Raw genomic sequence first — 24,794 nt, 5'->3', positions numbered from 1 at the left:
CCCGGATGCAGCGAAGCGCAATCCGGGGTATCGCGCCGCTTGCACCAGCTTCCCGGATTTCGCTGCGCTCCATCCGGGCTACGAAGTGCCCTTAGCGGCCGCGTCTCACCGCGTCATAGGCCATCCGCTTGAACTCGAACGAGAACGGATGGACGAACGCCATCTGGCGCTGCGCCATCATCACGCCGGCGATGCCCGTTTTGGGCGAAATCCACCACTGCGTGCCTGCGACGCCGCCCCAATAGAGTTCGCCGGCGGCGTCGGGATGATCGATCGGGGAGGGGTTGAGGATCAGTCCGCCGGTAAGACCATAGGTCTTGCCGGGTTGCTCGCCCATCATCGCGAAGCGGATCCATTGGCCCGGTGTGAGCTGGTTGGTCATCGCCTGCGCGATCGTCTCCGGCTTCAGCAGCGTCGGTCCGCCGGGCAGCAGGCTGCGGATCAGCGCGACCATGTCGTGCAGCGTCGAGACGAGGCCGCCGCCGCCATTGAAGCGCGGCACCGGGCGCAGATAGGCGCCAGGATAGGGCGCGTTGTCGGTGCGCGTCAGCCCGGGCTTCATCGGGTCCATCAGATCGGCGCCGGCGTAATAGGCGACGAGCCGGTTGTGATCCTTCTCCGGAACATGGAAGCCGGTGTCGACCATGCCGAGCGGATCGAGGATGCGCGCCTTGATGAACTTGTCGAACGGCTGGCCGCTCACCACCTCGACCAGCCGTGCGACCACGTCGATGGCAACGGAATATTCCCATGACGAGCCGGGATGGAACACCAGCGGCAGATCGGACAGACCGTCGACCATGTCGGCGAGCGTCGTCATCGGATTGAGGATCTTGCGCTCGTTGTAGGCCTTGAAAATCGGTGTGCCCGGATCGAACAGGCCGTAGCTGAGGCCGGCCGAGTGACTCAGCAGATGGCGAATGGTGATCGACCGCTGCGCCGGCTCGGTGTCGTCGATCGACGTCGCGCCCGGCCGCAGCACCTTCCGGTTTCTGAGTTGCGGGATGAAGGTCTCGATCGGATCGTCGAGCCGGAAGCGGCCTTCCTCGACCAGCAGCAGCGCCGCGCAGGAGGTGATCAGCTTGGTGTTGGAGAAGACGCGGAAGATGTGATCGGTGCGCAGCGGAATCTGCGCTTCCTTGTCGGCCCATCCGACGCATCCCGTGTCAGCGATGTCGCGCCCGACCAGAACCGTCCAGGAGATGCCGGACAGGAGATCGTTGTCGATATAGCGCTGCATGGCCGCGCGCGCCGGCGCGAAATCATAGCCGGTGGCCGTCACCTTCAGATCTTCCATGGTCGTTCCCCTGTTGTGCCGCAAGTCTTCTAAGTAGCAGGTCTTCGCGCGGTCGCTGCCAATCTCGCCGGACGGAATATCCAGCCGGGAATGCCGTGGCCTGTGGTCGGTGTTAACAACCAAACCTGACTTCCGCACGCAACCGGATTTATCCGGCGCGTTTCTTGCCGGCGGGGGCGGGGCTGCCGACCTTGACGCCTGCATTTGCCAGCAACACGCGCGCGGCTTCCTTGGCCGCGCGCGCCATCGCCGGATCGTCGCGCACCAGATCCTGCGCGATCGAGCCATCGACCAGCAGCGTGAGCTGGGTCGCAAGTCCCTCGGCATCGGCGACGCCGAGCTGTCGCAGCAGATCGCGAAACCAGAGCCGGCGGCTTTCCTTGAAGGCGATTGCGATGTTCCTGAAGGTGCGATCCTCGTCCTCCGGCCCGAGCTCGGCCACCGCGTTCACGAACGGGCAGCCGCGAAAATCCTTCGCCGAGAAGCGCCGCTCCAGCGAATCGAAGGTTGCGAGAATCTGCTCGGCCGGCGGCTTGTCGGAGGGACGCGGCTGCACGAAGCGGCGTTGCAGATAGGCTTCTATCAGCGCGTCCTTCGACGGGAAGTGGTTGTAGAGCGTGCGCTTGCTGATGCCGATCTCGGCCGCGATGGTGTCGACGCCGATGGCGCGAATGCCTTGCAGGTAGAAGAGCTTGTCGGCGGTCTCGAGGATCCGCTCCTTCATGGTCTGTTTGGGAGGCGGGGAAGCCATGCGCCAGCCGTGATCCTCTTCGCTTGACAGTCAGCCCCCTGTATAGCCTAAGTACACAGGTCTGTGTAACCAAAACATGCGTGAATCGCAGGCCATGGCACGCGTGCCGTGCTGTTATGGGAGAACAAGAACAATGCCCCTGTTGCAGGTCCTGCGTCCCACGCTTCCCATCCTGATCGGCGCCTCCATCATGCTCACGCTGAGCATGGGACTGCGGCAGAGCCTCGGCATCTTCATGCAGCCGCTGACGCACGACATCGGCATCTCGATATCCCATTTCACGCTGGCGCTTGCGGTGCAGAACCTCGCGTGGGGCTTTCTGCAGCCGGTCGCCGGCGCGATGACGGTGCGTTACGGCTTCCGCCCGATCATGGTGGTCGGCGCGCTGGCCTACATCGCGGGCCTCGTGCTGATGACGACGGCGCATGGGCTCGTTGCCATCATGATCGGCGCCGGTGTCCTGATCGGCCTTTCGCTCGCCTGCACCGCGAATGCGATCGCAATGTCGGTCTCGGCGCGCGCGGTGCCGGAGACGGTACGCTCGACCGTGCTCGGCATGGTCTCCGCCGCGGGCTCGCTCGGCGCGCTGCTGTCGGCGCCGATCGGCCAGATGCTCAATGAGGGTTTCGGTTGGCGCGTCGGACTTGCCGGCTTCGTGATCCTCTCGGTCTTCATGATTCCGGCTGCGTTGTACGCCGGCCGCGTCGACAGGATTCCGCTGCCGAAGCCCGCTGGCGACGACATCGGCAACGCCACCGCGGCGACAGCGGCGAAGACCGCGTTCAGCAACGCAGCCTTCGTGGTGATGACCTGTGCCTACATGGTCTGCGGCATGCAGCTCGTCTTCCTCACCACGCATCTGCCGTCGTATCTCGCGATCTGCGGGCTCGATCCGATGCTGAGCGCGCAGACGCTCGGCATGATCGGCGGCTTCAATGTGCTGGGCTCGCTGTTCTTCGGCTGGGCCGGCCAGCGCTGGAACAAGCTGGCGCTGCTCGGCGCGATCTACATCCTGCGCTCGCTGGCGCTCGCCTGGTACTTCATGCTGCCGGCGACGCCCGGCTCGACGCTGCTGTTCGGCGCGATCATGGGCTTCCTCTGGATGGGCGTCGGTCCGCTGGTCGCGGGCGCGGTGGCCGAGATGTTCGGCTTGCGCTGGCAGGCGATGATCCAGGGCCTCGCCTTCATGAGCCACCAGGTCGGCAGCTTCCTCGGCGCTTACGGAGGAGGGCTGATCTACGACTCGCTCGGCTCCTACACCATGGCCTGGCGCATCGGCGTCGCGCTGGGCCTTGCCGGCGGCATCATCCAACTCGCTTTCGCGCTGATCCGGCCGGCGCAGCCGCCGCTGCTGAAGGCCGCTTAGCAGAAATCCCTGCAAAGCTGGCGGCTGCTCCTTGCGAGGGCAGTGGCCAGATGCTGCCTAGTTTTTGACCGGCCACTTGCCGCAAGAGCGTGCAATGGAGCGCGATGCGGCTCCGGCCGTGGATCGAAGCGATAGCGTTTTCAAAGTGTTACACGGCGCGCAGGGTGGCACGAATCTTGTTTCAATTTGGCTGGAAATCGTGCCGGAAGCCCTCGCTGAGGTTCCGGCCTGGGGACCTTTGGGAAGGGCTGGCCGCGATGGGGCTAGTCGCCGTCATTCTCCAGCCATCCGCGCACCACGGCCTTTGCCGCGCCGCCGAGCAGGAGGCCCTTGTGCCCTGCGTCGGGCCTGATGCCGCTGCGACTTCGCTGCATCCCGCCACCCGCACCGCGGCACTTCGAGACATCCCGATAGCCGGACGCGCGCTGTCCTTCGGCGCTCACGCTGCGAACGCGCCGCGCCCATTCGGAACGCCAGCATTTCCTTTGTGATGGGAGGTCGATGATGGAGTCTGCGACACACACGCGCCAGAAGCTCGTGAGAATCGTGGTTGCCTTGTTGGGCGTGGCGTTCCTTTGCCTGCTGTTCAGCGATCTTGCGCTGGCCGAGGATGCGGCGGCGCCGCCTGCCTGTGGCGGCAAGATTCTCGAGAAGTGCACGCCGAATTCTGGCGACACCGCCTGGATGCTCACGTCAGTCGCGCTCGTCCTGATGATGACGATCCCGGGGCTCGGACTGTTCTATGGCGGCATGGTGCGCAAGAAGAATGTCGGCGACACCGTGATGACCAGTTTCGCGGTCACCTGCCTGGTCACGATCCTGTTTGCCGTCCTCACCTACAGCCTGGCGTTTCGTGCCGGCACGCCGTTCATCGGCGGACTCGATCGCCTGTTCCTCAAGGACATCCTGAGCGACATCGGCAAGGGTGGCATCGGCAATCCCAATCCGCTCGCTGCGACGATCCCCGAGTCCGTTTACATCTGCTTCCAGATGACGTTCGCCATCATCACGCCGGCGCTGATCGCCGGCGCTTTTGCCGAGCGGATGAAGTTCTCCGCGATGCTCTGGTTCATCGGGCTGTGGGCGATCTTCGTCTATGCGCCGATCGCGCACTGGGTCTGGGGCCCTGACGGCATATTCTCGGCCGGCAACGACGCTGCGTATGTCAAGGTTCTCGATTTCGCCGGCGGCACCGTTGTGCACATCAATGCCGGCGTGGCCGGCCTGATGTGCGCCATCATGCTCGGCAAGCGCGTCGAGACGGGGCCGGCGCACAATATGGTGCTGACCTTCATTGGCGCCTCGCTGTTGTGGGTCGGCTGGTTCGGCTTCAATGCCGGCTCCGCCGTCACGGCCGGAATGCAGGCGGGCATGGCCATGCTGGTGACCCAGATCGCAACGGCTGTGGCAGGCTTCACCTGGATGCTGGTCGAATGGGCGTTGAAGGGCAAGCCGACCGTGGTCGGCATCTGCTCGGGTGCCGTGGCGGGCCTCGTCGCGATCACGCCGGCCTCCGGCTTCGTCGGGCCGGTCGGCGCTTTCGCGATCGGCATCGCCGCCGGCGTCTGCTGCTACTGGGGATGCACCGGCTTGAAGCGCATGTTCAGCTACGATGATGCGCTGGACTGCTTCGGTGTCCATGCCCTTGGCGGCATCGTCGGGGCGCTGCTGACCGGGGTGTTCGCGGTCGAGCAGTATGGTGGAACGGCAGGTGTTCTGGAAGGAAATCCCGGGCAGTTCCTCAATCAATGCATCGGCGTTGCGACGGTTTTCGTGTATGATGCCGTGGTGAGCCTGATCATCCTGTTCGTGATCAATCTCTTCGTCGGGCTTCGCGTGACGCGGGACATCGAGCGCGAAGGGTTGGATCTTGCACTGCACGGCGAGGTCGTGCAGTAGACTTTGGCGGCATTCCGCGCAGCTGGCGATCTTCGCCCGCTGGCGCGGATCTAAGCTGTTCGAGGTGATCCGATGAACTGGTTCTATTGGAACACAGCGTGGTCGCTGTTCTTCAGCCTCATTTGGTTCATGACGATCACACACAATCCGGATGCAGAGATCGCAGACGCGCATCTGCGTGACGAGGCGTTCAAGGGTTAGCTCCGGTAGTAACGCCACATCCTGAGGAACGTCCGGTGGATCTCGTCGGGCGTCCGGTCGAATGGCTCCAGATTGACGCGGACCACGCCACGATGGTCCATGCGCCACGGCAGGCGCATCAACAGCCGGTAGGCCGGCCGCTTGCGCCAATCGGCCACCAGCGAGCTGCCGAGCGGTCCGTTAAGCGCGATCTGCAACTCGTGAACCGTCATCGCGCGCTCAGCGATCTCGACGAGGTCGATGCGCGTGATGGCGCGCCAGCGGATCAGCCCGAAGGCCTGGATGAAGATGCCGTACTGGTTGGCCCCGATCGTCGGACGACCAGCCTCCAGCAGGGGGATGTTGTAATAGGTGAAGCCGCCCGCTGCCGCTGCCAGCGCCAGCCAATAGATCGCGCCCGTGATCCAGGTCGCGGTCAGGAAGATCGCGGCGAGGGCTGCCGTGACATAGACCGGAAAGTAGATGTCCTCGCGGCCGTAAGCGACCGAGTAGCCGCCGACGTTTCCCTCGTCCAAGGTTGCGATCATCTGAGCCCTGCGCCCGGGACTGCTCCGGGAATCATGAGGGATGACGCAAGCCTAGAAAGCAAAAACGGGGCCGCGAGGGCCCCGTTTGAAACGTCGGAAGCAGCCGATCTTACTTGATCTTGGCTTCCTTGAACTCGACGTGCTTGCGCGCGACCGGGTCGTACTTCTTCTTGACCAGCTTGTCGGTCATGGTGCGCGAATTCTTCTTGGCAACGTAATAGAAGCCGGTGTCGGCCGTCGACACGAGCTTGACCTTGATGGTGACCGCCTTGGCCATGTGCAAAACCTCGAAAATCGGGGGAATTCGGGAGCCGGCCAAATCGGCCCGCGTTTGGCCGGGAAACTAGCCAGAAACAGCCCAAAGTCAAGGATTTCTCAGTCAAGATCATCCCGATTCCGGGCCTATTACCCCTCGAAGAACTGATTTTTCGGCCGCGGCAGGCCCAAATTCTCGCGCAAGGTCCGCCCCTCATACTCTGTGCGGAAAATCCCGCGCTTTTGCAGTTCCGGCACCACCTTATCGACGAACTCGAACAGGCCCTGCGGCAGATAGGGGAACATGATGTTGAAGCCGTCGCTGCCCCGGCCGGTCAACCATTCCTCCATCTGGTCGGCGATGGTCTGCGGCGTGCCGACGAAGGCGAGCCCGCCATAGCCGCCGACGCGCTGCGCGAGCTGACGCACGGTGAGCTTGTCGCGCGCCGCGACATCGACAAGGCGCTGCCGGCCGCTCTTGCTGGCATTGGTTTCGGGGATCGGCGGCAACTGTCCGTCAGGATCAAAGCCGGACGCATCGGTGCCGAGGATCACCGACAGTGAGGCGATCGCGCTGTCGTAATGCACGCGGCTGTCGAGCAGTGCGCGCTTCTCCTTGGCTTCCTCAACGCTGTCGCCGACGACGACGAAGGCGCCGGGCAGGATCTTCAGATGCTCGGGATCGCGGCCGATCTTCTCCATGCGGCCCTTGATGTCGGCATAGAGCTTCTGTCCGTCGGCCAGGCTGCCGCCGCCGGTGAACACGGCTTCCGCGGTCTCGGCCGCAAGCTGCCTGCCGTCATCGGAAGCGCCGGCCTGCACGATGACAGGCCAGCCCTGCACGGGGCGGGCGATGTTCAGCGGCCCACGGACCGAGAGATATTTGCCCTTGTGATTGAGCACATGCATCTTGTCGGGATCGACGAACAGCCCGGACTCGACATCGCGCACGAACGCATCGTCGGCGAAGGAATCCCACAGGCCGGTGACGACGTCGTAGAACTCGCGGGCGCGCCTGTAGCGCTCGGCGTGCTCCATGTGATCGTCGAGGCCGAAATTCAGCGCCGCGTCCGGATTGGATGTGGTGACGATATTCCAGCCGGCGCGGCCGCCCGAGATGTGGTCGAGCGAGGCGAAGCGCCGCGCGACGTGATAGGGCTCGTCGAAGGTGGTCGAACCGGTCGCGATCAGGCCGATATTCTCCGTCACGGCGGCGAGTGCCGACAGCAGGGTGAACGGCTCGAACGAGGTCACGGTGTGGCTGCGTTTGAGCGCGTTGATCGGCATGTTCAGCACGGCAAGATGGTCGGCCATGAAGAAGGCGTCGAACTTGCCAGCCTCGAGCTTGCGGATCAGCGTCTTGATGTGGTCGAAGTTGAAATTGGCGTCGGGCCAGGCCCCGGGGTAGCGCCAGGCACCGGTGTGAATGCTGATCGGCCGCATGAACGCGCCGAGCTTGAGTTGACGCTTCGCCATTGCCCCGTTCCGTCCTTGATGTCGTTAGCGGAACAGATAGGGAGGCGTTTCGCGGCGCGCCATCGGGAAGATTATTTTGTTTTTGGCCGCTCTCTCGACAGTGTCATTCCGGGGCATCGCGCAGCGATGAACCCGGAATCTCGCGCCGCAATCTCGGGATCCGGGTTCGATGCTGCGCATCGCCTCGGAATGACGAGGATCATACTACGCCCCCAGCACGTCCTTCTGCATCTTGCCGCCGTAGAAATGGAAGAACGGCACCGGCGCGTCGTGGCGGAGCGGGCCCGTGGCGAGACGGCGGTCGAGCTCGGCGAGCACGTTCTTGGTCATGGCATGCGCGTCGGCGAGCGGCTCGGAGCCGATCTCGACCCAGACCAGCTCGACCAACTCGGCATCGGCATGCACCACGCCCTCGACACGATGCGCGATGGTCGAGGCGTCGGCGGTGAAGAAGCGCGTGTCGAAGCGGCGGACGCGGCCGGGCGGGGTGATCGCACGCGCGATCAGGAACAGACCGGACGGATCGGGCAACAGACCCGCATCGGTGAACGGAGCCCAGGGCCCGTCGAGCTTGTGCGATTTCTCGACCTTGCGGCCGAGGCAGAGTCCGGTCTCCTCGCAGGCCTCGCGGATCGCGGCGTTGGCAAGCGCACGCGCGCGGCCGGGCGTGATCTTCGGGCTGCCCTTCAACAGATTGGCTTCGAGCTCCGGCGTGATCGGCGCTGCGACCGGCACGCGATTGTCGGCCTTGTCGACGCGGCCGCCGGGGAAAACGAACTTGCCGGGCATGAACACGACCTTGTCGTGGCGTTTGCCGACCAGCACCTTCGGCTTGGCGCCGGAGCGATCGATCAGGATCAGCGTCGCGGCATCCTTCGGCCGGAAATACGCATGATGGTCGGCTTCTTTTTCGCCCTGATGGACGACAGCGGCGGGCGCGGCAGCTTCAGTCATTTCATCCCTTTCATTTCTTCTTGCGGCCCGGTTTAGCTAGACCGGCGGGATGTCGCTAGGGGGATTCTCGTCAAAGCCATGCATGCGCAGGGCCCATTGCAAGCCGATCACGGCTCCCTTCACCGGCTGCAGCAAAGCCAGCGATGCGAACAGCGTGAACGGCAGATAGATCGCAAGTTGCAGCCACACCGGCGGCGAATAATTAGTCTCGATCCACAGCGCCATCGGTACCACGATATGGCCGACGATAACGATGACGAGGTAGGCAGGCAGATCGTCGGCGCGATGCGGCGTGAAGTCGAGGTCGCAGACCGGGCAATGGCCGTCGCATTTGAGAAACTTGCGGAACAGTCTGCCTTTTCCGCAGCGCGGACAGCGGCAGCGGAACCCGCGCTTCATCGCGCTCCACACGTCGCGCTTCTCGGGCTCGGCCGCTTCGCGAGTCCAGACCACCGTCGGCGGCGTCACTTCCATGACTTGCCTCGCTTCGATTTGCCGGACTTCTGCTGCGCCGGCTTGCGGTCCTTCTTGCTGCGCGATTTCCACTCCTTGTGCGCCTTCTTGCCAGATCCTTTCGGTCCCTTGCCAAATCCGGCGGCACGGCGCTCGGCCCTTACGCCGTCGCGTTTTCTGCCGCGCGGAATTGCCTGACCATCGGATAATAACTCAAACCGCAGCGCGCCGGCTATCGGCGCGGCTTCCACCAGACGCACATCGACGACGTCGCCGAGCCGATACATGGTGCCGCTGCGCACGCCGATCAGCGCGTGGCGGGTTTCGTCGTAGTTGAAATATTCGCTGCCGATGGTGCGGATCGGGATCAGACCGTCGGCGCCGGTGTCGTCGAGCTTCACGAACAGGCCGGATCGCGTCACGCCGGAAATGCGGCCCTGGAACGAGGCGCCGACCTTATCGGCAAGGAAATGTGCGATCAGCCGGTCGGTGGTCTCGCGCTCCGCCTTCATTGCGCGGCGCTCGGTGACGGAAATCTGCGCGGCGATCTCGGCGAGCGTCTCCACGGTCTCATCGGTCGGCAAGGCGCCTTCGCCAAGCCCGAGCGCGCGGATCAGCGCGCGATGCACGATCAGATCGGCATAGCGGCGGATCGGCGAGGTGAAGTGCGCGTAGCGGCGCAGGTTCAAGCCGAAATGGCCGTAGTTCTCGGCGGAGTATTCGGCCTGCGCCTGCGAACGCAGCACCACCTCGTTGACCAGCGGTTCGTAGTCCTCGCCGGCAACCTGCGCCAGCACGCGGTTGAATTGCGTGGGACGCAGCGCGCCCTGCTTGGTGAAGGGCAGGTCGAGCGTCTTCAGGAATTCCTGCAGGTTGTGCACCTTTTCCTGGCTCGGCTCGTCGTGCACGCGATAGATCAGCGGCAGCGCCTTCTTCTCCAGCATCTCGGCCGCGGCGACATTGGCGAGGATCATGAACTCCTCGATCAGCCGGTGCGCGTCGAGCCGCTGCGGCACGATCACGCGATCGACGGTGCCGTCGGCTTTCAGCAGGATCTTGCGCTCGGGCAGATCGAGATCGAGCGGGTCGCGCTCGTTGCGTGCAAGCTTGACCAGCTCGTAGACCGACCACAGCGGCTTCAGGATCGGATCGAGGATGGGGCCGGTGGTGTCATCGGGCCTGCCGTCGATCGCAGCCTGCGCCTGTGCGTAATGGAGCTTCGCGGCTGAGCGCATCAGCACGCGGTGGAAGGTGTGCGAGCGCTTGCGGCCGTCGGCGCCGATCACCATGCGCACCGCGAGCGCGCCGCGCGGCTCGCCCGGCACCAGCGAGCAGAGATCGTTGGAGATGCGCTCGGGCAGCATCGGCACGACGCGATCAGGGAAATAGACCGAGTTGCCGCGCTGCAACGCGTCGCGGTCAAGCGCCGAGCCGGGCCGCACATAGTAGGCGACGTCGGCGATCGCGACATGGACGATGAAGCCGCCCTTGTTGTTCGGATCATGATCGACTTCCGCATGCACCGCGTCGTCGTGATCCTTGGCATCCGGCGGATCGATGGTGACGAGCGGCACGTCACGCCAGTCCTCACGGCCCTGCAAGGTCGCGGGTTTTGCCTCTTCCGCTTCGCGCAGCGCAGAGGACGAGAACACCTGCGGGATGTCGTGGGTGTTGATCGCGATCAAGCTGATCGCCTTTTCACTGGCAATCGAGCCGAGCCGCTCCTTGACGCGGGCGGAAGCCAGCCCATAGCCGCGGGTGCGGATCAGGTCGACGCTGATGAGATCGCCGTCCTCGGCGCCGCCGCTGTCGGCCTTGGCGATGTTGAGCTCGCGGCCGGCCTGCTTCTTGTCGACCGGGATCAGGCGCCCGCCGCCATCGGGATTGCGGCGGAAGATGCCGAGGATCCGGGTGCGCCCGTGATCGATCACCTTGATGACGCGGCCGCGATAGGGCGTGCCGTCTTGCTCGTCCGTGACTTCGACGCGCAGCAGTGCGCGGTCGCCGACGCCGGCGGTGGTGCCGGGCTTCGGCCGCCGCGGCGTCTCGATGCGGATTTTCGGGGCGGTACCGTTCTCGTCCGAGTCCCACTCGGCGGGCGTGGCGATCAGCTCGCCGTCGCTGTCGCGGCCGGTGATGTCGGCCAGCAGGGTCGGCGGCAGCGCCGCCGGCTCGTGGATCTTGCGGCCGCGCTTGGCAATCGTGCCGTCGTCGGCAAGCTCGCGGAGGATCCGCTTCAGCTCGACGCGGTCGGCGTTCTTCAGGCCGAACTCGCGCGCGATCTCGCGGGTGCCGACCTTGCCTGGATTGGCGCGGATGAAGGCGACGATGGCATCCCGGCCCGGAAAGCCATGGTCGGGTTTTCGTTTCACTTATCCTCGTGCCTTGCCGGCGCTCTTCTTCGCGGGCGCTTTCGCTGATGCCGATGATTTTGCAGGCGACGTCTTGGCACCGGAGGCGACCGGCGCGCGTGCCTTGCTGGTCGCATCCGTCTTCGGCTTCGCCGCGGCCTTCTTCGACGCAGCCTTCTTGGCGGGCTTGGCTTCGGCGTCGCCGTCAGTCTCGGTCGCCTCGGACTTGGCTTTCTTCGCCTTGGCGGGCTTTTCCGCCTTCGCTTTCTTGGCCTTCTTGCCGCCGCCCTTGGCCGCGCGCTCGTCGATCAGCGCGATCGCTTCCGCGAGCGTGATCTGGTCGGGCGTGCGGTCGCTCGGGATCGTCGCGTTGACGCCGCCGGCCGCGACATAGGCACCGTAGCGGCCGTTCTTCAGCGCGACCGCGCCGAGCGTCGGGTGATCGCCGAGCGGCTTGCCGGGGTCGGCGCCGAAGCGTCGACCGCTCGGGCCCTTGGCAATCTTCTCCGCGATCAGCGTGACGGCGCGGTTCAACCCGATGTCGAACACCTCGTCGCCGGCCTCGAGGCTGGCATAGGTCTTCTCGTGCTTCACGAACGGCCCGAACCGGCCGAGGCCGGCGGTGATCGGCTGCCCGGTTTCCGGATGCTTGCCGATCTCGCGCGGCAGCGACAACAGCTTCAGCGCCAATTCGAGATCGACATCGGCCGGCGAGGTGCCTTTTGGAATGCCCGCGCGCTTCGGCTTCTCGCCTTCGGCGTAATCCTTCTGCTCGCCGAGCTGGATGTAGGGGCCGAAGCGGCCGGCCTTCACCGTGACATCGAAGCCGGTGTCGGGATCGGTGCCGAGCACGCGGTCGGCGCTCTCGGCGCTGTCGGCCGCGAGCGGTCTTGTGTAGCGGCATTCCGGATAATTCGAGCAGCCGACAAAGGCGCCGAACTTGCCGGCCTTGAGGTTGAGCCGGCCGGTGCCGCAGGTCGGGCATTGCCTGACGTCGCCGCCATCCGCGCGCGGCGGATAGATGTGCGGGCCGAGCATCTCGTCGAGCGCGTCGAGCACCTCGGCGACCCGGAGGTCCTTGATGTCGTTGACCGCGCCGATGAAGCCGCGCCAGAAGTCCTGCAGCACCTGCTGCCAGGCGATCTCGTTGTTGGAGATGCGATCGAGCTGCTCCTCGAGATCCGCGGTGAAGTCGTACTCGACATAGCGCGAGAAGAAGTTCTCCAGGAACGCGACCACGACACGGCCCTTGTCCTCGCCGTGCAGCCGCTTCTTCTCGAGCTTGACATAGCCGCGGTCCTTCAGGACCTGCAGGATCGAGGCGTAGGTCGAGGGGCGGCCGATGCCGAGCTCTTCCATCCGCTTCACCAGCGAGGCTTCCGAGAAGCGCGGCGGCGGCTCGGTGAAATGCTGGGTGACGGCGAGGCTCTGTCGCTTCACGGCCTCGCCCTCGCTCATCGCGGGCAGGCGGCGCGAATCCTCGTCCTCCTCGTCGTCGCGGCTTTCCTGATAGAGCGCGAGGAAGCCGTCGAACTTGATGACCTGGCCGGAAGCGCGCAGGTCCAGCACGCGTGAGCCGGCCTTGGCCTCGATGTCGACGGTGGTGCGCTCGAGCTCGGCCGACTCCATCTGGCTCGCAATGGTGCGCTTCCAGATCAATTCATAGAGCCGCGCCTGATCGGCATCGAGCCTTCGGCCGATGGTGGCCGGGCGACGCGACAGATCGGTCGGGCGGATCGCTTCGTGCGCTTCCTGCGCGTTCTTGGCCTTGGCCTGGTACTGGCGCGGGGCGTCCGGCACGTAGGCATTGCCATAGTCCTCGCCGATCACCTTGCGCGCCTGTGTGATCGCTTCGGGCGCGATCTGCACGCCGTCGGTTCGCATATAGGTGATGAGGCCGGTGGTCTCGCCGCCGATGTCGATGCCCTCATAGAGCCGCTGCGCGATGCGCATGGTGTGCGCCGGCGCGAAGCCGAGCTTGCGGCTCGCTTCCTGCTGCAGCGTCGAGGTGGTGAACGGCGCCTGCGGATTGCGCCGCGCCGGCTTGGCCTCGACGGTCGCGACCTTGAACAGCGCGGCCTCGATCGCCTTCTTGAAATCCTCGGCTTCCGCGCCGGAGCCAATGTCGAGCCGTGCGATCTTCTTGCCGTCGGCACCGACCAGCCGCGCCTCGAAGGCGTCGCCGCGCGGCGTCAGCAGCGTCGCGACCAGCGACCAGTACTCCTTCGGCACGAACTTCTCGATCTCGAGCTCGCGGTCGCAGACCAGCCGCAGTGCGACCGACTGCACGCGGCCGGCGGAGCGGGCGCCCGGCAGCTTGCGCCACAGCACGGGGGAGAGGGTGAAGCCGACCAGATAGTCCAGCGCACGGCGCGCCATATAGGCGTCGACCAGCGCGCCATCGATCTGGCGCGGCGCCTTCATCGCCTCGGAGACGGCCTGCTTTGTGATCGCGTTGAACACCACGCGCTCGACCTTCTGGTCCTTCAGCGCGCGCTTCTCCTTCATCACCTCCAGCACATGCCAGGAGATCGCCTCGCCCTCGCGATCGGGGTCGGTTGCGAGGATCAGACGGTCGGCACCCTTGAGCGCCTTGGCGATGTCGTTGAGCCGGCTTGCGGCCTTGGCATCGACCTCCCAGATCATCTGGAAATTGGCGTCGGGATCGACGGAACCATTCTTGGCCGGGAGGTCGCGAACATGGCCGAACGACGCCAGGACCTCGTAGGAGGACCCCAGATATTTGTTGATCGTCTTGGCCTTGGCCGGCGACTCCACAATGACGATATTCATGTCATTCCAATAGCTTACGGGAAAACTTGAAGACGGATTCCGCTAGACTCGCGCCCGCAGTGTCGGGGCGAACATGGGTGCTGGGGCGGTCCCTGTCAAATCGCCAGATATTGAAGGGCGGGGCCAAGCTGTGGAGTCTCTATCCCAAGGGTTGCAAAATGCGCCCTAGAGTTGCGGCCGGAAAGGGCGTATCTCTTTATATATAGGGTGGGAATCGGATTAGGCCTTTTGAGCAGCACAGGGGGCGGCCGGAAGCGCAAGGCGTCCGGCCGGCGGCGACCAGCGGGCGACGAGACAACTGGGGAGGGCGGCCCGGACGACGCTCTGGTCCTGATCGGAGCCGCCGCGACCGAACTCGCCAAACTCGCCCGGCAACACGAATTCGAAGTCCTCGACCGCCTGTTCGCGATGGCCCGCCTGGAGGCCGACGAGCAGCTGCGCTCGCGCAGCCGGAGGAAGCTGTCGTGAGGGGCGCACCCAAACTCTCGCCGCGTCGTCCTGGCGAAAGCCAGGACCTATAACCACCGCATTCGGTGATGAACGGGATCGCGGCCCCAGCGTGCGCAACAACTCTCATTTGGGGTAATGGGTCCCGGCCTTCGCCGGGACGACGATGAGGATGGCGCTACGCCGATACGCGCTTTGCCGCTTTCCGCGCGGGCCGCGGCTTCAGCGTCGTATCCGCGGCACCCAGCACGCGTCCGTCCTGCGAGTACAGCGCGAGCTTCTTCACCGGCTTGCCCTTGTCGCGGTCGATCAGGATGGTCGCGATCTCGTCCGGATGCTCGTCGAATTCCTCGGTCCATTGCCGCAGCGCGACCAGGATCGGAAAGATGCCGTGGCCCTTCGGCGTCAGGACATATTCCTGATAGGCGCTGCCGTCGGAGGCGGGGACCGTCTTCAGGATGCCGCGCTCGACCAGCGTGCGCAGCCGTGTGGCAAGGATGTTCTTGGCAAGCCCGAGGCTCGCCTGGAATTCGCCGAAGCGGCGCCGGCCGAGGCTGGCGTCGCGGATGATCAGGAGCGACCACCAGTCGCCGAACACGTCGAGCGCGCGCGCGACGGGACAGCTGTCGCCTGCAAGGCTGGTTCGTTTCACCGGCTGTCTCCAGGAATTTGGGCCATCACGACCTTGTGTGGTTGCAATATTAAACCGTATGCCCTAGCTAGGCAATGAAGTTTAATAATGCAACCAACTGGAGGCGGACATGAGACTGGCGAACAAGACGGCGTTGATCACCGGCGGCAACAGCGGCATCGGGCTCGCGACAGCAAAGCTGTTCGTGGCCGAGGGCGCCAAGGTCGTCATCACCGGGCGCAACAAGGAGACGCTTGCGGCGGCAGCCAAGGAGCTCGGGCCGAACGCGTTCGCGGTGGCCGCCGATGCCACCGACGTCGCGGCGCTGGAAGCCGCGGTCAAGCAGGGCGCCGAGAAGTTCGGCAAGTATGACGTGCTGTTCGCCAATGCCGGCATTCCCGGCCAGACGCCGGTGGGCGGCACCACGCTGGCCGCCTTCGAGAATGTCATCCGCACCAATCTCACCGGTGTGTTCTTCACGGTGCAGGCGGTCGCGCCGTATCTCAACGACGGCGCGTCGATCATTCTCAACGGCTCGGTAATTTCCGTGCTCGGCAATCCCGGCTATTCGGCCTATGCCGCGAGCAAGGCCGGCGTGCGCGCGATGGCGCGGGTGATGGCGTCTGAATTCTCGCCGCGCAACATCCGCGTCAATGTGGTGGCGCCGGGCGCGGTGCGCACCCCGATCTGGGGCGCGGCGATCGCGACGCCCGAGGCCGAGAAGGCATTCGAGCAGCGGATCGGCAAGACCACGCCGCTCGGCCGTATCGGCGAACCCGATCACATCTCGAAGACCGTGCTGTTCCTGGCGTCCGACGACGCAGCGCATGTGCAGGGGCAGGAGCTGTTCATCGATGGCGGTGCAACGGCGTCGCCCGCAGGCGCACCGATCTATCGCGGATAGAGCTTTTCCGTTCCGATTAAATCGGAACGGGGCTCTGGTTTTGTTCTGACGCGTTTTCTTCACGCGAACCGGTATTCACTTCGTTCGAAAACGCTCTGGTTTGTTTCTCATTGTAACGAACGGCCGGTGTGAAGCGCTTCACACCGGCCGATTTCGTGCGCGACTATCATCGTGTGTATTGAACCTTTGACGTACTCCCCGGACTCCTGATTGGGCGGGGAATTTTTCACCACGGAATCATTTGGAGTGCCGCCATGCCGAAAGCAGTCCGCATTTCGACGTCGATCCCGGTTTCGTCCGCATCGGAAAGTTCGGACACGTCACAGTTCGTGATGGTCGCACTGTTTTCCGGCATCGGCCTGTTGATTTCGCTGGTGGCCGTCATCCTCGGCATTCAGGGCGTCTGGTTCTGAGTTTCTCCACCTGAACGGCCTGCCGCCGCCGGGCGACGGCAGGCGCTTTGATTCACATCAGGCGGCGTTCAGGCTGCCGGCGGCCTGCAGCGCGCCCGCAACCGCCTTTTCGCGATGCTCGGGGCCGACCTGGATGCCGTCGGCGGGGATGAACTCGACATTCCTGACACCGATGAAGCCGAACACGCCGCGCAGATAGGTCTCGAGGTGCTCGAGCGCGGCCATCGGCGTATCGGCACCGTAATATCCGCCGCGCGAGATCGCGATGATGACGCGCTTGTTGCCGGCCAATCCCTCGACGCCGCCGGCGCCGTATTTGAAGGTCTTGCCCGCAACCAGGATGCGGTCGATCCAGGCCTTGAGCTGGCTCGGAATCGTGAAATTGTACATGGGCGCGCCGATCACGACGATGTCGGCCGCGAGGAATTCGTCCAGCACGGCCTGGCCGGTCGCGATGTCGTCGCGCACCGACGGGTCCGGCGCCGCGCCCTGGCTGGCGGCGAGGTGCAGGCCGGAGAGGTGGGCGAGCGGGGTCTGGCTGAGGTCGCGATAGCTGACGACGAGGCCCGAATTGGCCTGGCGCAGCCGCTCGACGGCGGCGGCGGAGACCTGGCGGCTGACGGAGTGGAGGCCGAGCACTGAGGAATCGATGTGCAGAAGTTTCATGGCTGAGGTCACCTTTGGTATAGGTTTGTAACTGGCGCTATATGAGTGACCGCCCTAAATCTCCGCAAGAACGCACATTTTTGAAACCCGAGCACACCAATGGAACCCGAGCACATCGATGTAACCGCCGAAACCGGCCTGCCGCGTGGTCCCGGGACGCATCAGGACTGCCGCGGCGTGGCTTCGGTGCTGTCGCGGGTCGGCGACAAATGGAGCGTGCTGGTCATCATGCTGCTGCGCGACGGACCGCGCCGCTTCAACGAGCTGAAGCGGATGATCAACGGCATCTCGCAGCGCATGCTGACCTTGACGCTGCGCGGGCTGGAGCGCGATGGCCTGGTGACGCGCACGGTGTTTCCGACCATTCCGCCGCGGGTCGACTACGAGCTGACCGACCTCGGGCGCGGGCTGGCCGTGCCTGTGATGGCGCTCGGCGAATGGGCGTTCGCGCATCTGCCGGAGATCGAGGGCGCGCGAAACGACTTCGATGCGCGGAATGGCGAAGGCTGAGTTCGGAGCCTTCGCGTTCGGACAAGTAGACCCGTCACCCTGAGGAGCCTGCGTAGCAGGCGTCTCGAAGGATGCACGGCCACCAGTCGGGCCGTCGATCCTTCGAGACGCGCTGCGCGCTCCTCAGGATGACGGACAGGCGTTTGCGCGAGCGAGATATTCAGCTCGTCAAATCATCGACACCAGCCCGCCACCGTGGCGCTCGAGCCTGCCGGCGAGCTCGAGCTCGAGCAGCACCGCGCGGACCATAGCGGGTGACACGTCGGCCATCCGGATCAGATCGTCGAGGCTGATCGGGCTCGGCCCGAGCAGATCGATGATGCGGGCGCGATCGCCGCTATCAGTGGCAAAGTCCAGCGGTTCGTCGTCCTCGCGCGCGCCAAGCATCACCGGCCGTTCCATGATCGGCGTCACCGCGCTGATGACGTCGGCGGCTTCGGTGACCAAGGTGGCGCCTTGCTTGATCAGGTCGTTGGCGCCGGCGGCGCGCGGATCGATCGGCGAGCCCGGCACCGCGAACACTTCGCGGCCCTGTTCGGCCGCCATCCGCGCCGTAATCAGCGAGCCCGAGCGATGCGCGGCCTCGACGATCACGACGCCGAGCGAGGCGCCGGAGATCAGGCGGTTGCGGCGGGGGAAGTCGCGCGCCCGCGGCACGTGGCCGAGCGGCATCTCCGAGATCGCCGCGCCGTGCTCGAGCAGGGCGGCCAGCAGATCCTCGTGCTCCGGCGGGTAGATCCTGTCGTGGCCGCCGGCCAGCACGGCGACCGTGCCGCTGGCAACGGTGGCGCGGTGCGCCGCCTGATCGATGCCGCGGGCGAGGCCGGAGATCACGACAAAGCCGGCATCGCCGAGATCGCGCGCAAGCTGGCCTGCAAATTTCAGCCCGGCGCCGGAGGCGTTGCGGGAGCCGACGATCGCGATCATCGGCCGCATCAGGGCCTCGCGCGCGCCGCGCACACCAAGCAGCGGCGGCGCGTCGTCGATGGTGGCAAGCCGCGCCGGATAATGGGCTTCCTCCGGTGCGACGAGATCGATGCCGAATTTGCGGCAGGCCGCGAGCTCGGCTGCGGCGTCGGCCTCGCTGCAGATCCGCCCGGGGCCCGAGGCGCCGCCGCGGCGCGCCAGATCGGGCAGGCGTTCCAGCGCGTGCGCCGCGTCGCCAAAATGGCGGAGCAGCGATGCAAAGGTGCGCGGGCCGACATTGTCGGAGCGGATCAGCCGCAGGCGGTTGAGCCGTTCGGTGTCGGTGAGTTTTGTAGGGCTGGGCGAGCGGTCATGCATGCGGGGCGCAGCTTCGCCCAACCTGAGATTGTGATCAACTGCGACATTGGCGCAGCCGCGCGCGACGCGCTAAAAGCGCTTGGCAAGAAGCCGCCAAAAACCGTCAAGAACCATCAAGAAACAGGACGTCCGCCGATGATTTCGCTTGCCGATCTCCAACGCCGCATCGCCTCCGGCGAATTGTCCACCGATGCCGCCATCACGCAGACGCGGGACGCCATCGCGGCGCAGGACAACACCATCGGCGCGTTCGTCCGCCTCGACGAGACGGCGCGTGCGCAACAAGCCGGGCAGTTGCGCGGGATCGCGGTCGGCATCAAGGACATCATCGATACCGCCGACCTCCCGACCGAGATGGGCGCCGCGATCTACCGCGGGCATCAGCCGCGCGCCGACGCGCCGGTCGTGATGGCGCTGAAGCAGGCCGGCGCCACCATCATCGGCAAGACCACGACGACGGCATTCGCGGCGAACGATCCGACCGCAACGCTCAATCCGCACAATCACGCGCACACGCCGGGCGGCTCGTCGTCGGGCTCGGCCGCAGCGGTCGCGGCCGGGATGATCCCGCTCGCGCTCGGCACGCAGACCGGCGGTTCGGTGATCCGGCCGGCCTCGTTCTGCGGCGTCGCCGCGATCAAGCCGAGCTACCGGCTGCTGCCGACCGTCGGCGTGAAATGCTTCTCCTGGACGCTCGACACCGTCGGGCTGTTCGGCGCCGGCGTGCGTGATGTCGCGCTGGGGCTCGCTGCGATGACCAGGCGGCCTGAGCTGGTGGTGCCGTCGAAGGTTTCCGCGCCGCGCATCGGCGTGGTGACGCAGGCCTTCGCCGGTTCGCCGGAACCTTCCGGCGCAGAGGCGTTGCAGAAGGCGGCGCGCGCGGCGGAGCAGGCGGGTGCGACCGTGCGCGAACTCGCGCTGCCCGAGATCATCGCGGAAGCCTGGCGTATCCATCCAGTGGTGCAGGAGTTCGAGGCGCATCAGTCGTTCGCCTGGGAATACGGCCAGAACTACGATGCGATGCCGCCGCTGCTGCGCGGCCGGCTCGACGAGAGCAAGGGCGGGACGCCCGCCGAATACGACGCGGCAATGGACGTCACGCTGCGCGCGCGGCAGGCGCTGGCTGCTGTTCTCACCGAGGTCGACGTGCTCGTGACGCTGTCGGCGCCGGGCGCGGCGCCCAAGGGTTTGGCGTCGACCGGCGATCCCCGTTACAACCGGCTCTGGACCTTGATGGGCGTGCCCTGCGTCAACGTGCCGACGCTGACCGCCGAGGGCGGATTGCCGGTTGGCGTGACCGTGATCGCGGGTTTTGGCGATGATGCGAAGGCGCTGGCGGCCGCGAGCTTTGTCGAGGACGCGCTGAAGCGGTAGCGGCTGCGCTACTTCCGCTCGCCGATCTTGCCTTCGGTGCCGGCCTGCAGGCGCTGGATGTTCTCGCGGTGCATGTAGAACAGCAGCAGCGTCAGCACGGCGAACAGCGAGGCGAGCGCGTTGTGGCCGAACCACCATAGGAACAGCGGCGTCACGAACGCCGCGATCAGCGCCGACAGCGACGAGTAGCGCGTGGTGTAGGCGGTGCCGAGCCAGATCACGGCAAAGATCAGCGCCGCCGGCCAGAACAGGCCGAGCAGCACGCCGAGATAGGTCGCGACACCCTTGCCGCCGCGAAACTTGAGCCAGACCGGGAAGAGGTGGCCAAGGAAAGCCCCCAGCGCCGCCAGCATCGCCGCGTTCGGGCCGTCGATGGTGCCGGCGATGATGACGGCAACGGTGCCCTTCAGCATGTCGCCGAGCAGCGTCGCCGCGGCGAGGCCCTTGCGGCCGGTGCGCAACACGTTGGTGGCCCCGATATTGCCCGAGCCGACCGTGCGCAGATCCTGCGTGCCGGCCATCCTGGTCAGCACCATGCCGAACGGGATCGAGCCCAGCAGGTAGCCGATCAGAAAGGCGACCGGCAGCAAGCCATCAGCAGACATCGCGGTGGTTCCTTCGGTCGGTCCCGCCCGAATGGGGCCGTGCCGTCAATGAAATATTAACCATAAATGCGCACCATGGCCTTGGTAATGAGGGAGCTTATCATGGCTTCTGTTCGCAGGCGGCTGGAGCAGTTTTTCTTTGTCGTTTACGTCGCGGCCATCGTCGTTGGCACAACGATGGAAGCGATGTCGCAACTCGCGTCGCGCTGAGTTCCACCCCAGTTTCAGACGTGCTCGTACACGGTCCGTCCGCCGACGATCGTCCGCGTTACGCGGCCCGAGAAGCGGGCGTCGTCGAACGGCGTGTTCTTGCACAGTGATTTGAGATCGTCGCGGTCGAGCACCCAGGGCGTGTCGGCGTCGATCACGATGACGTCGGCCGGTGCGCCCGCGCGCAGCGTGCCGCCGGGCAGGCCGAGCAATTCCGCCGGCCGCGTCGACATCGCCCGGATCAGCGTCTTGAATTCCATCTCGCCATTGTGGATCAGCCGTAGCGCCGCCGGCAGCATGGTCTGCAGGCCGACCGCGCCGCTCGCCGCCTCCGCGAACGGCAGCCGCTTGACCTCGACGTCCTGCGGGTTGTGGTCGCTCATCACGACGTCGATCAGGCCGGAGGCGAGCGCTGCGACCAGCGCCTTGCGATCCTCCTCGGTGCGCAGCGGCGGCGCCAGCTTGAGGAAGGTGCGGTAGGGGCCGATGTCGTTCTCGTTCAGCGTCACGTGGTTGATCGAGACCGAGGCCGAGACATTGTAGCCGGCGTCGCGGGCGCGCTTGAGGATTTCCAGCGATTCGGTCGAGGTCAGCGAGGCCGCGTGATAGCGGCCGCCGGTGAGCCCCGCGAGCCGCATGTCGCGCTCGAGCATGATCGACTCGGCCGCGGTCGGAATGCCGGCGAGGCCGAGCCTTGTGGCGAATTCGCCCTCGTTCATCACGCCTTCGCCCACCAGATGCGGATCCTCGGTGTGATGCACGATCAGCGCGTCGAAATCGCGGGCGTAGGTCAGCGCGCGCCGCATTACCTGGGCGTTGGTGACGCTGCGGTCGCCGTCGGTGAAGGCGACGGCGCCGGCGGCCTTGAGCAAGCCGATCTCGGTCATCTCCTGGCCCTGCATGCCCTTGGTCAGCGCCGCCATCGGATGGATGTTGACGATCGCGGTGTCGCGAGCGCGGCGCAGCACGAAATCCACGGTCGCCGAATTGTCGATCACCGGCGAGGTGTCGGGCTGGCAGATGATGGTGGTGATGCCGCCGGCCGCGGCGGCCTGGCTGGCGGAGGCGAAAGTTTCGCGATGGCTGGCGCCGGGCTCGCCGACAAAGGCGCGCATGTCGATCAGGCCGGGGGCCACGATCTTGCCGGCGCAATTGACGATGTCGGTGCCTTCGGGGACGCCGGCGGCGCCGATGCCGCGCTTGGCGTCACGGATCACGCCGTCGGCGATCAGGACGTCGCCCGGACCGTCGAAGTCGCGGGACGGGTCGATGACGCGGGCGTTGGCGAGCAGGATAGGGCGGCGGTCGGTCAGCATGGCATCACGCGTTCGGCAGGTTACGGGCGAGCGCTTCGAGCACCGCCATGCGCACTGCCACACCCATTTCGACTTGTTCACGGATCAGCGACTGCGCGCCGTCGGCGACGAATGTGTCGATCTCGACACCGCGGTTCATCGGGCCGGGATGCATCACCAGCGCGTCCGGCTTGGCGTAGCCGAGCTTCTTCTGGTCGAGGCCGAAATAGTGGAAATATTCGCCCGACGACGGCACGAAGGAGCCGTTCATGCGCTCGCGCTGCAGCCGCAGCATCATCACGATGTCGGCGCCGTTCAGCCCCTCGCGCATGTCGCGCGCGACCTCGACGCCCATCCGCTCGATGCCGGGCGGCAGCAGGGTGGAAGGGGCCACCACGCGGACGCGCGCGCCCATCGTGTTGAGCAGGAAGATGTTGGAGCGCGCCACGCGCGAATGCAGCACGTCGCCGCAGATCGCGATCGTCAGCCCCTCGAGCCGGCCCTTGTTGCGGCGGATGGTCAGCGCGTCGAGCAGCGCCTGGGTCGGGTGCTCGTGGCTGCCGTCGCCGGCGTTGATCACGGAACCGTCAACCTTGCGCGCCAGGAGCTCGACCGCGCCGGAGGCGTGGTGGCGTACCACCAGGATGTCCGGATGCATCGCGTTCAGCGTCACCGCGGTGTCCATCAGGGTCTCGCCCTTGCGGGTCGACATCGATGACACCGACATGTTCATGACGTCGGCGCCCAGGCGTTTTCCGGCGATCTCGAACGAGGACTGGGTCCGCGTCGAGGCCTCGAAGAACAGATTGACTTGGGTGCGGCCGCGCAGACTGGCGCGTTTCTTGTCGACCTGGCGGTTGAGCTCGACATACTCCTCGGAGAGGTCGAGCAGGCCCGTGATGTCGTCAGCGGAAAGGCCCTCGATGCCCAGCAGATGCCGGTGACCGAGGACAAAAGTCGATTTCAATGATGGGGTCATTAAAGCGAGAGCTATAGGCGCGGATGGCCGGTGGGGCAAGCGCGAAGAGGGCTCGCGGGAGTTTTCCCCGAGTAAGATGTCGCCGCCTTCTCGGCAGTCCTGCCGGGGCTCGCCGCGGGACATCCGCGCCTTACTTTTGCGGGGTTTTCCGGAACAAGACGTGGATGGCCGGGCATAGGCGGAGCGGCAGCGACGCCGTCCTCCTGACGGGCTATACCCGGCCGTGACGCCGGAGCGAGACCTCGTGAAAATTGTCGTGATCGCATGGATGGCCATCGCGTTGATCCCAAGGGCGGTCTCGCCTGCCTTCGCTCAGAACTTGCCCGGCGACTTCGCGTTCCTCCGCGACATCGACCCGACCATCATCCAGGACATCCGCTACGCCGGCGCGAACAATTTCATGGGCCGGCCGCTCGCGGGCTATGGCGCGGCGGAATGCGTGGTGAAGCGGGACGTGGGGCTCAGGCTCAAGGCGGTGCAGCAGGAACTGGCCCGGCAAAGACTGTCGCTGAAGATGTTCGATTGCTACCGGCCGGCCCGTGCCGTCGCCGACACGGTGGCGTGGGCGAAAAATGGCACCGAGACCGTCGCCGAGCGGCGCTACAATCCGGCCTTCTCGAAAGCCGATCTGTTCCGCCTCGGCTACATCGCCACCCATTCGGGGCATTCGACAGGGGCCGCGGTCGATCTCACGCTGGTCGATCTTGGCGCCGACAATTCGCGCAAGTTCGATCCGGCCAGGGACTATGCCGACTGCACAGCGGCGGCCGCCGCGCGCGCCCCGGAGGGGAGCGTCGACATGGGCACCGGCTACGACTGTTCCGACGTGAAGGCCCACACCGCGGCCAGATCGATCACGCCGGCGCAAGGACGCTGGCGCGCCATGCTGGTCGCGGCGATGGCCCGGCAGGGGTTCGCGAACTATGCCAAGGAATGGTGGCACTTTTCGCTGCCGGGGCGGGTGGGCCGGCCTACGACTTCCCGGTCGTCCGGGCGCGGTAGAGCGTTTTCGAGCGAAGTGGACGCCGGTTCGCGTGAAGAAAACGCGTCAGAACAAGAGACTGGAGCTTCGATTCCGATTCAATCAAAACCGAAGCTCTAGCGCAGGATTTTCCTCAAATCCGAAGCATTTTCGCAAGACGACGCTTGCCAT

At 65.5% G+C, this 24,794-nt stretch carries 23 protein-coding genes and 1 pseudogene; 9 read left to right on the top strand and 15 right to left on the bottom strand.

Annotated elements, in window-relative coordinates:
- Positions 1-91: 91 nt before the first annotated feature.
- Together ACE10X_RS24785 and ACE10X_RS24780 are read right to left on the bottom strand one after the other, a co-directional pair.
- Complete coding sequence (locus ACE10X_RS24785; protein ID WP_375763001.1) at positions 92-1,297, bottom strand: serine hydrolase domain-containing protein; 1,206 nt, start codon at positions 1,295-1,297, stop codon at positions 92-94.
- Positions 1,298-1,445: 148 nt separating this feature from the next.
- Complete coding sequence (locus ACE10X_RS24780) at positions 1,446-2,048, bottom strand: TetR/AcrR family transcriptional regulator (RefSeq protein ID WP_375763000.1); 603 nt, start codon at positions 2,046-2,048, stop codon at positions 1,446-1,448.
- A 133-nt stretch (positions 2,049-2,181) separates the two neighbouring features.
- Here ACE10X_RS24780 and ACE10X_RS24775 point away from each other — a divergent pair, with 133 nt between their 5' ends.
- The 3 genes from ACE10X_RS24775 (at position 2,182) to ACE10X_RS24765 (ending at position 5,514) form a co-directional block, all read left to right on the top strand.
- Positions 2,182-3,414 carry an MFS transporter gene (locus tag ACE10X_RS24775; protein WP_375762999.1) on the top strand — a complete coding sequence of 411 codons (1,233 nt, stop codon included), beginning with the start codon at positions 2,182-2,184 and terminating at the stop codon, positions 3,412-3,414.
- 501 nt (positions 3,415-3,915) lie between these two features.
- Positions 3,916-5,313, top strand: coding sequence for an ammonium transporter (locus ACE10X_RS24770; protein WP_375762998.1), 1,398 nt, complete (start codon positions 3,916-3,918; stop codon positions 5,311-5,313).
- Between the two features lie 72 nt (positions 5,314-5,385).
- Positions 5,386-5,514, top strand: a complete 129-nt coding sequence (locus ACE10X_RS24765; RefSeq protein ID WP_256527872.1) for a hypothetical protein — start codon at positions 5,386-5,388, stop codon at positions 5,512-5,514.
- Here the strand turns inward: ACE10X_RS24765 and ACE10X_RS24760 are convergent.
- From ACE10X_RS24760 to topA, 7 genes are all read right to left on the bottom strand, one after another.
- Positions 5,511-6,041: a hypothetical protein gene (locus ACE10X_RS24760; protein ID WP_375762997.1), complete on the bottom strand. Its 531-nt coding sequence runs from the start codon at positions 6,039-6,041 to the stop codon at positions 5,511-5,513. The two genes, ACE10X_RS24765 and ACE10X_RS24760, sit on opposite strands and share 4 nt — an antisense overlap.
- 109 nt (positions 6,042-6,150) lie before the next feature.
- Complete coding sequence (gene rpmG / locus ACE10X_RS24755) at positions 6,151-6,318, bottom strand: 50S ribosomal protein L33 (RefSeq protein WP_018271988.1); 168 nt, start codon at positions 6,316-6,318, stop codon at positions 6,151-6,153.
- Positions 6,319-6,446: 128 nt separating this feature from the next.
- Positions 6,447-7,772 carry an LLM class flavin-dependent oxidoreductase gene (locus ACE10X_RS24750; RefSeq protein ID WP_076834480.1) on the bottom strand — a complete coding sequence of 442 codons (1,326 nt, stop codon included), beginning with the start codon at positions 7,770-7,772 and terminating at the stop codon, positions 6,447-6,449.
- Positions 7,773-7,976: 204 nt separating this feature from the next.
- Positions 7,977-8,726 (bottom strand): NUDIX hydrolase, encoded by a 750-nt coding sequence (locus ACE10X_RS24745; RefSeq protein ID WP_375762996.1) that lies wholly within the window; start codon positions 8,724-8,726, stop codon positions 7,977-7,979.
- Between the two features lie 36 nt (positions 8,727-8,762).
- Entirely contained in the window at positions 8,763-9,200 is a 438-nt protein-coding gene (locus ACE10X_RS24740; RefSeq protein ID WP_018271985.1) for a DUF983 domain-containing protein, read from the bottom strand.
- The gene (gene rnr / locus ACE10X_RS24735; RefSeq protein WP_038388564.1) at positions 9,191-11,551 is read right to left on the bottom strand and encodes a ribonuclease R; all 2,361 of its coding nucleotides are present in this window, start codon (positions 11,549-11,551) and stop codon (positions 9,191-9,193) included. The genes ACE10X_RS24740 and rnr overlap by 10 nt, the downstream gene beginning before the upstream one ends.
- Complete coding sequence (topA, locus tag ACE10X_RS24730) at positions 11,552-14,323, bottom strand: type I DNA topoisomerase (RefSeq protein ID WP_375762995.1); 2,772 nt, start codon at positions 14,321-14,323, stop codon at positions 11,552-11,554.
- A 228-nt stretch (positions 14,324-14,551) separates the two neighbouring features.
- Between topA and ACE10X_RS24725 the strand changes: the two genes are divergently transcribed.
- Positions 14,552-14,791, top strand: a complete 240-nt coding sequence (locus ACE10X_RS24725; protein WP_375762994.1) for a hypothetical protein — start codon at positions 14,552-14,554, stop codon at positions 14,789-14,791.
- 157 nt (positions 14,792-14,948) lie between these two features.
- On the opposite strand, the gene ACE10X_RS24720 is transcribed toward ACE10X_RS24725, so the two are convergent.
- Positions 14,949-15,422 (bottom strand): winged helix-turn-helix transcriptional regulator, encoded by a 474-nt coding sequence (locus tag ACE10X_RS24720; RefSeq protein ID WP_375762993.1) that lies wholly within the window; start codon positions 15,420-15,422, stop codon positions 14,949-14,951.
- Positions 15,423-15,531: 109 nt separating this feature from the next.
- Between ACE10X_RS24720 and ACE10X_RS24715 the strand changes: the two genes are divergently transcribed.
- Positions 15,532-16,305 carry an SDR family NAD(P)-dependent oxidoreductase gene (locus tag ACE10X_RS24715; protein WP_038385329.1) on the top strand — a complete coding sequence of 258 codons (774 nt, stop codon included), beginning with the start codon at positions 15,532-15,534 and terminating at the stop codon, positions 16,303-16,305.
- Positions 16,306-16,559: 254 nt separating this feature from the next.
- Positions 16,560-16,718 carry a hypothetical protein gene (locus ACE10X_RS24710; RefSeq protein WP_375762992.1) on the top strand — a complete coding sequence of 53 codons (159 nt, stop codon included), beginning with the start codon at positions 16,560-16,562 and terminating at the stop codon, positions 16,716-16,718.
- A gap of 57 nt (positions 16,719-16,775) precedes the next feature.
- Here ACE10X_RS24710 and ACE10X_RS24705 read toward each other — a convergent pair whose 3' ends face one another.
- Positions 16,776-17,384, bottom strand: coding sequence for an FMN-dependent NADH-azoreductase (locus ACE10X_RS24705; RefSeq protein WP_375762991.1), 609 nt, complete (start codon positions 17,382-17,384; stop codon positions 16,776-16,778).
- Positions 17,385-17,483: 99 nt separating this feature from the next.
- Between ACE10X_RS24705 and ACE10X_RS24700 the strand changes: the two genes are divergently transcribed.
- Entirely contained in the window at positions 17,484-17,894 is a 411-nt protein-coding gene (locus ACE10X_RS24700) for a helix-turn-helix domain-containing protein (protein WP_038380388.1), read from the top strand.
- Positions 17,895-18,062: 168 nt separating this feature from the next.
- On the opposite strand, the gene dprA is transcribed toward ACE10X_RS24700, so the two are convergent.
- Positions 18,063-19,178 (bottom strand): DNA-processing protein DprA, encoded by a 1,116-nt coding sequence (gene dprA / locus ACE10X_RS24695; protein WP_375762990.1) that lies wholly within the window; start codon positions 19,176-19,178, stop codon positions 18,063-18,065.
- A gap of 135 nt (positions 19,179-19,313) precedes the next feature.
- On the opposite strand from dprA, the gene ACE10X_RS24690 reads away from it, so the two are divergent.
- Positions 19,314-20,552: an amidase gene (locus ACE10X_RS24690; RefSeq protein WP_375762989.1), complete on the top strand. Its 1,239-nt coding sequence runs from the start codon at positions 19,314-19,316 to the stop codon at positions 20,550-20,552.
- An 8-nt stretch (positions 20,553-20,560) separates the two neighbouring features.
- Here the strand turns inward: ACE10X_RS24690 and plsY are convergent, their stop codons facing one another.
- From plsY to ACE10X_RS24675, 3 genes are all read right to left on the bottom strand, one after another.
- Positions 20,561-21,157, bottom strand: a complete 597-nt coding sequence (gene plsY, locus ACE10X_RS24685) for a glycerol-3-phosphate 1-O-acyltransferase PlsY (protein WP_038385335.1) — start codon at positions 21,155-21,157, stop codon at positions 20,561-20,563.
- Between the two features lie 224 nt (positions 21,158-21,381).
- Positions 21,382-22,683, bottom strand: coding sequence for a dihydroorotase (locus ACE10X_RS24680; RefSeq protein WP_038385336.1), 1,302 nt, complete (start codon positions 22,681-22,683; stop codon positions 21,382-21,384).
- Between the two features lie 4 nt (positions 22,684-22,687).
- The gene (locus ACE10X_RS24675) at positions 22,688-23,641 is read right to left on the bottom strand and encodes an aspartate carbamoyltransferase catalytic subunit (RefSeq protein ID WP_026192854.1); all 954 of its coding nucleotides are present in this window, start codon (positions 23,639-23,641) and stop codon (positions 22,688-22,690) included.
- Between the two features lie 268 nt (positions 23,642-23,909).
- Here ACE10X_RS24675 and ACE10X_RS24670 point away from each other — a divergent pair.
- Positions 23,910-24,643: pseudogene (locus tag ACE10X_RS24670) on the top strand (M15 family metallopeptidase).
- Positions 24,644-24,794: the final 151 nt, after the last annotated feature.

This window comes from Bradyrhizobium sp. Pha-3, assembly GCF_042258325.1.
Lineage (GTDB): Bacteria > Pseudomonadota > Alphaproteobacteria > Rhizobiales > Xanthobacteraceae > Bradyrhizobium > Bradyrhizobium elkanii.
This window is presented reverse-complemented; position numbering and strand designations above follow the sequence as displayed.

Coding starts and splice junctions, on each gene's coding strand:
- ACE10X_RS24785 (WP_375763001.1), bottom strand. CDS start 1,297: ATGGAAGATCTGAAGGTGACGGCCACCGGCTATGATTTCGCGCCGGCG.
- ACE10X_RS24780 (WP_375763000.1), bottom strand. CDS start 2,048: ATGGCTTCCCCGCCTCCCAAACAGACCATGAAGGAGCGGATCCTCGAG.
- ACE10X_RS24775 (WP_375762999.1), top strand. CDS start 2,182: ATGCCCCTGTTGCAGGTCCTGCGTCCCACGCTTCCCATCCTGATCGGC.
- ACE10X_RS24770 (WP_375762998.1), top strand. CDS start 3,916: ATGATGGAGTCTGCGACACACACGCGCCAGAAGCTCGTGAGAATCGTG.
- ACE10X_RS24765 (WP_256527872.1), top strand. CDS start 5,386: ATGAACTGGTTCTATTGGAACACAGCGTGGTCGCTGTTCTTCAGCCTC.
- ACE10X_RS24760 (WP_375762997.1), bottom strand. CDS start 6,041: ATGATCGCAACCTTGGACGAGGGAAACGTCGGCGGCTACTCGGTCGCT.
- rpmG (WP_018271988.1), bottom strand. CDS start 6,318: ATGGCCAAGGCGGTCACCATCAAGGTCAAGCTCGTGTCGACGGCCGAC.
- ACE10X_RS24750 (WP_076834480.1), bottom strand. CDS start 7,772: ATGGCGAAGCGTCAACTCAAGCTCGGCGCGTTCATGCGGCCGATCAGC.
- ACE10X_RS24745 (WP_375762996.1), bottom strand. CDS start 8,726: ATGACTGAAGCTGCCGCGCCCGCCGCTGTCGTCCATCAGGGCGAAAAA.
- ACE10X_RS24740 (WP_018271985.1), bottom strand. CDS start 9,200: ATGGAAGTGACGCCGCCGACGGTGGTCTGGACTCGCGAAGCGGCCGAG.
- topA (WP_375762995.1), bottom strand. CDS start 14,323: ATGAATATCGTCATTGTGGAGTCGCCGGCCAAGGCCAAGACGATCAAC.
- ACE10X_RS24715 (WP_038385329.1), top strand. CDS start 15,532: ATGAGACTGGCGAACAAGACGGCGTTGATCACCGGCGGCAACAGCGGC.
- ACE10X_RS24710 (WP_375762992.1), top strand. CDS start 16,560: ATGCCGAAAGCAGTCCGCATTTCGACGTCGATCCCGGTTTCGTCCGCA.
- ACE10X_RS24705 (WP_375762991.1), bottom strand. CDS start 17,384: ATGAAACTTCTGCACATCGATTCCTCAGTGCTCGGCCTCCACTCCGTC.
- ACE10X_RS24700 (WP_038380388.1), top strand. CDS start 17,484: ATGGAACCCGAGCACATCGATGTAACCGCCGAAACCGGCCTGCCGCGT.
- dprA (WP_375762990.1), bottom strand. CDS start 19,178: ATGCATGACCGCTCGCCCAGCCCTACAAAACTCACCGACACCGAACGG.
- ACE10X_RS24690 (WP_375762989.1), top strand. CDS start 19,314: ATGATTTCGCTTGCCGATCTCCAACGCCGCATCGCCTCCGGCGAATTG.
- plsY (WP_038385335.1), bottom strand. CDS start 21,157: ATGTCTGCTGATGGCTTGCTGCCGGTCGCCTTTCTGATCGGCTACCTG.
- ACE10X_RS24680 (WP_038385336.1), bottom strand. CDS start 22,683: ATGCTGACCGACCGCCGCCCTATCCTGCTCGCCAACGCCCGCGTCATC.
- ACE10X_RS24675 (WP_026192854.1), bottom strand. CDS start 23,641: ATGACCCCATCATTGAAATCGACTTTTGTCCTCGGTCACCGGCATCTG.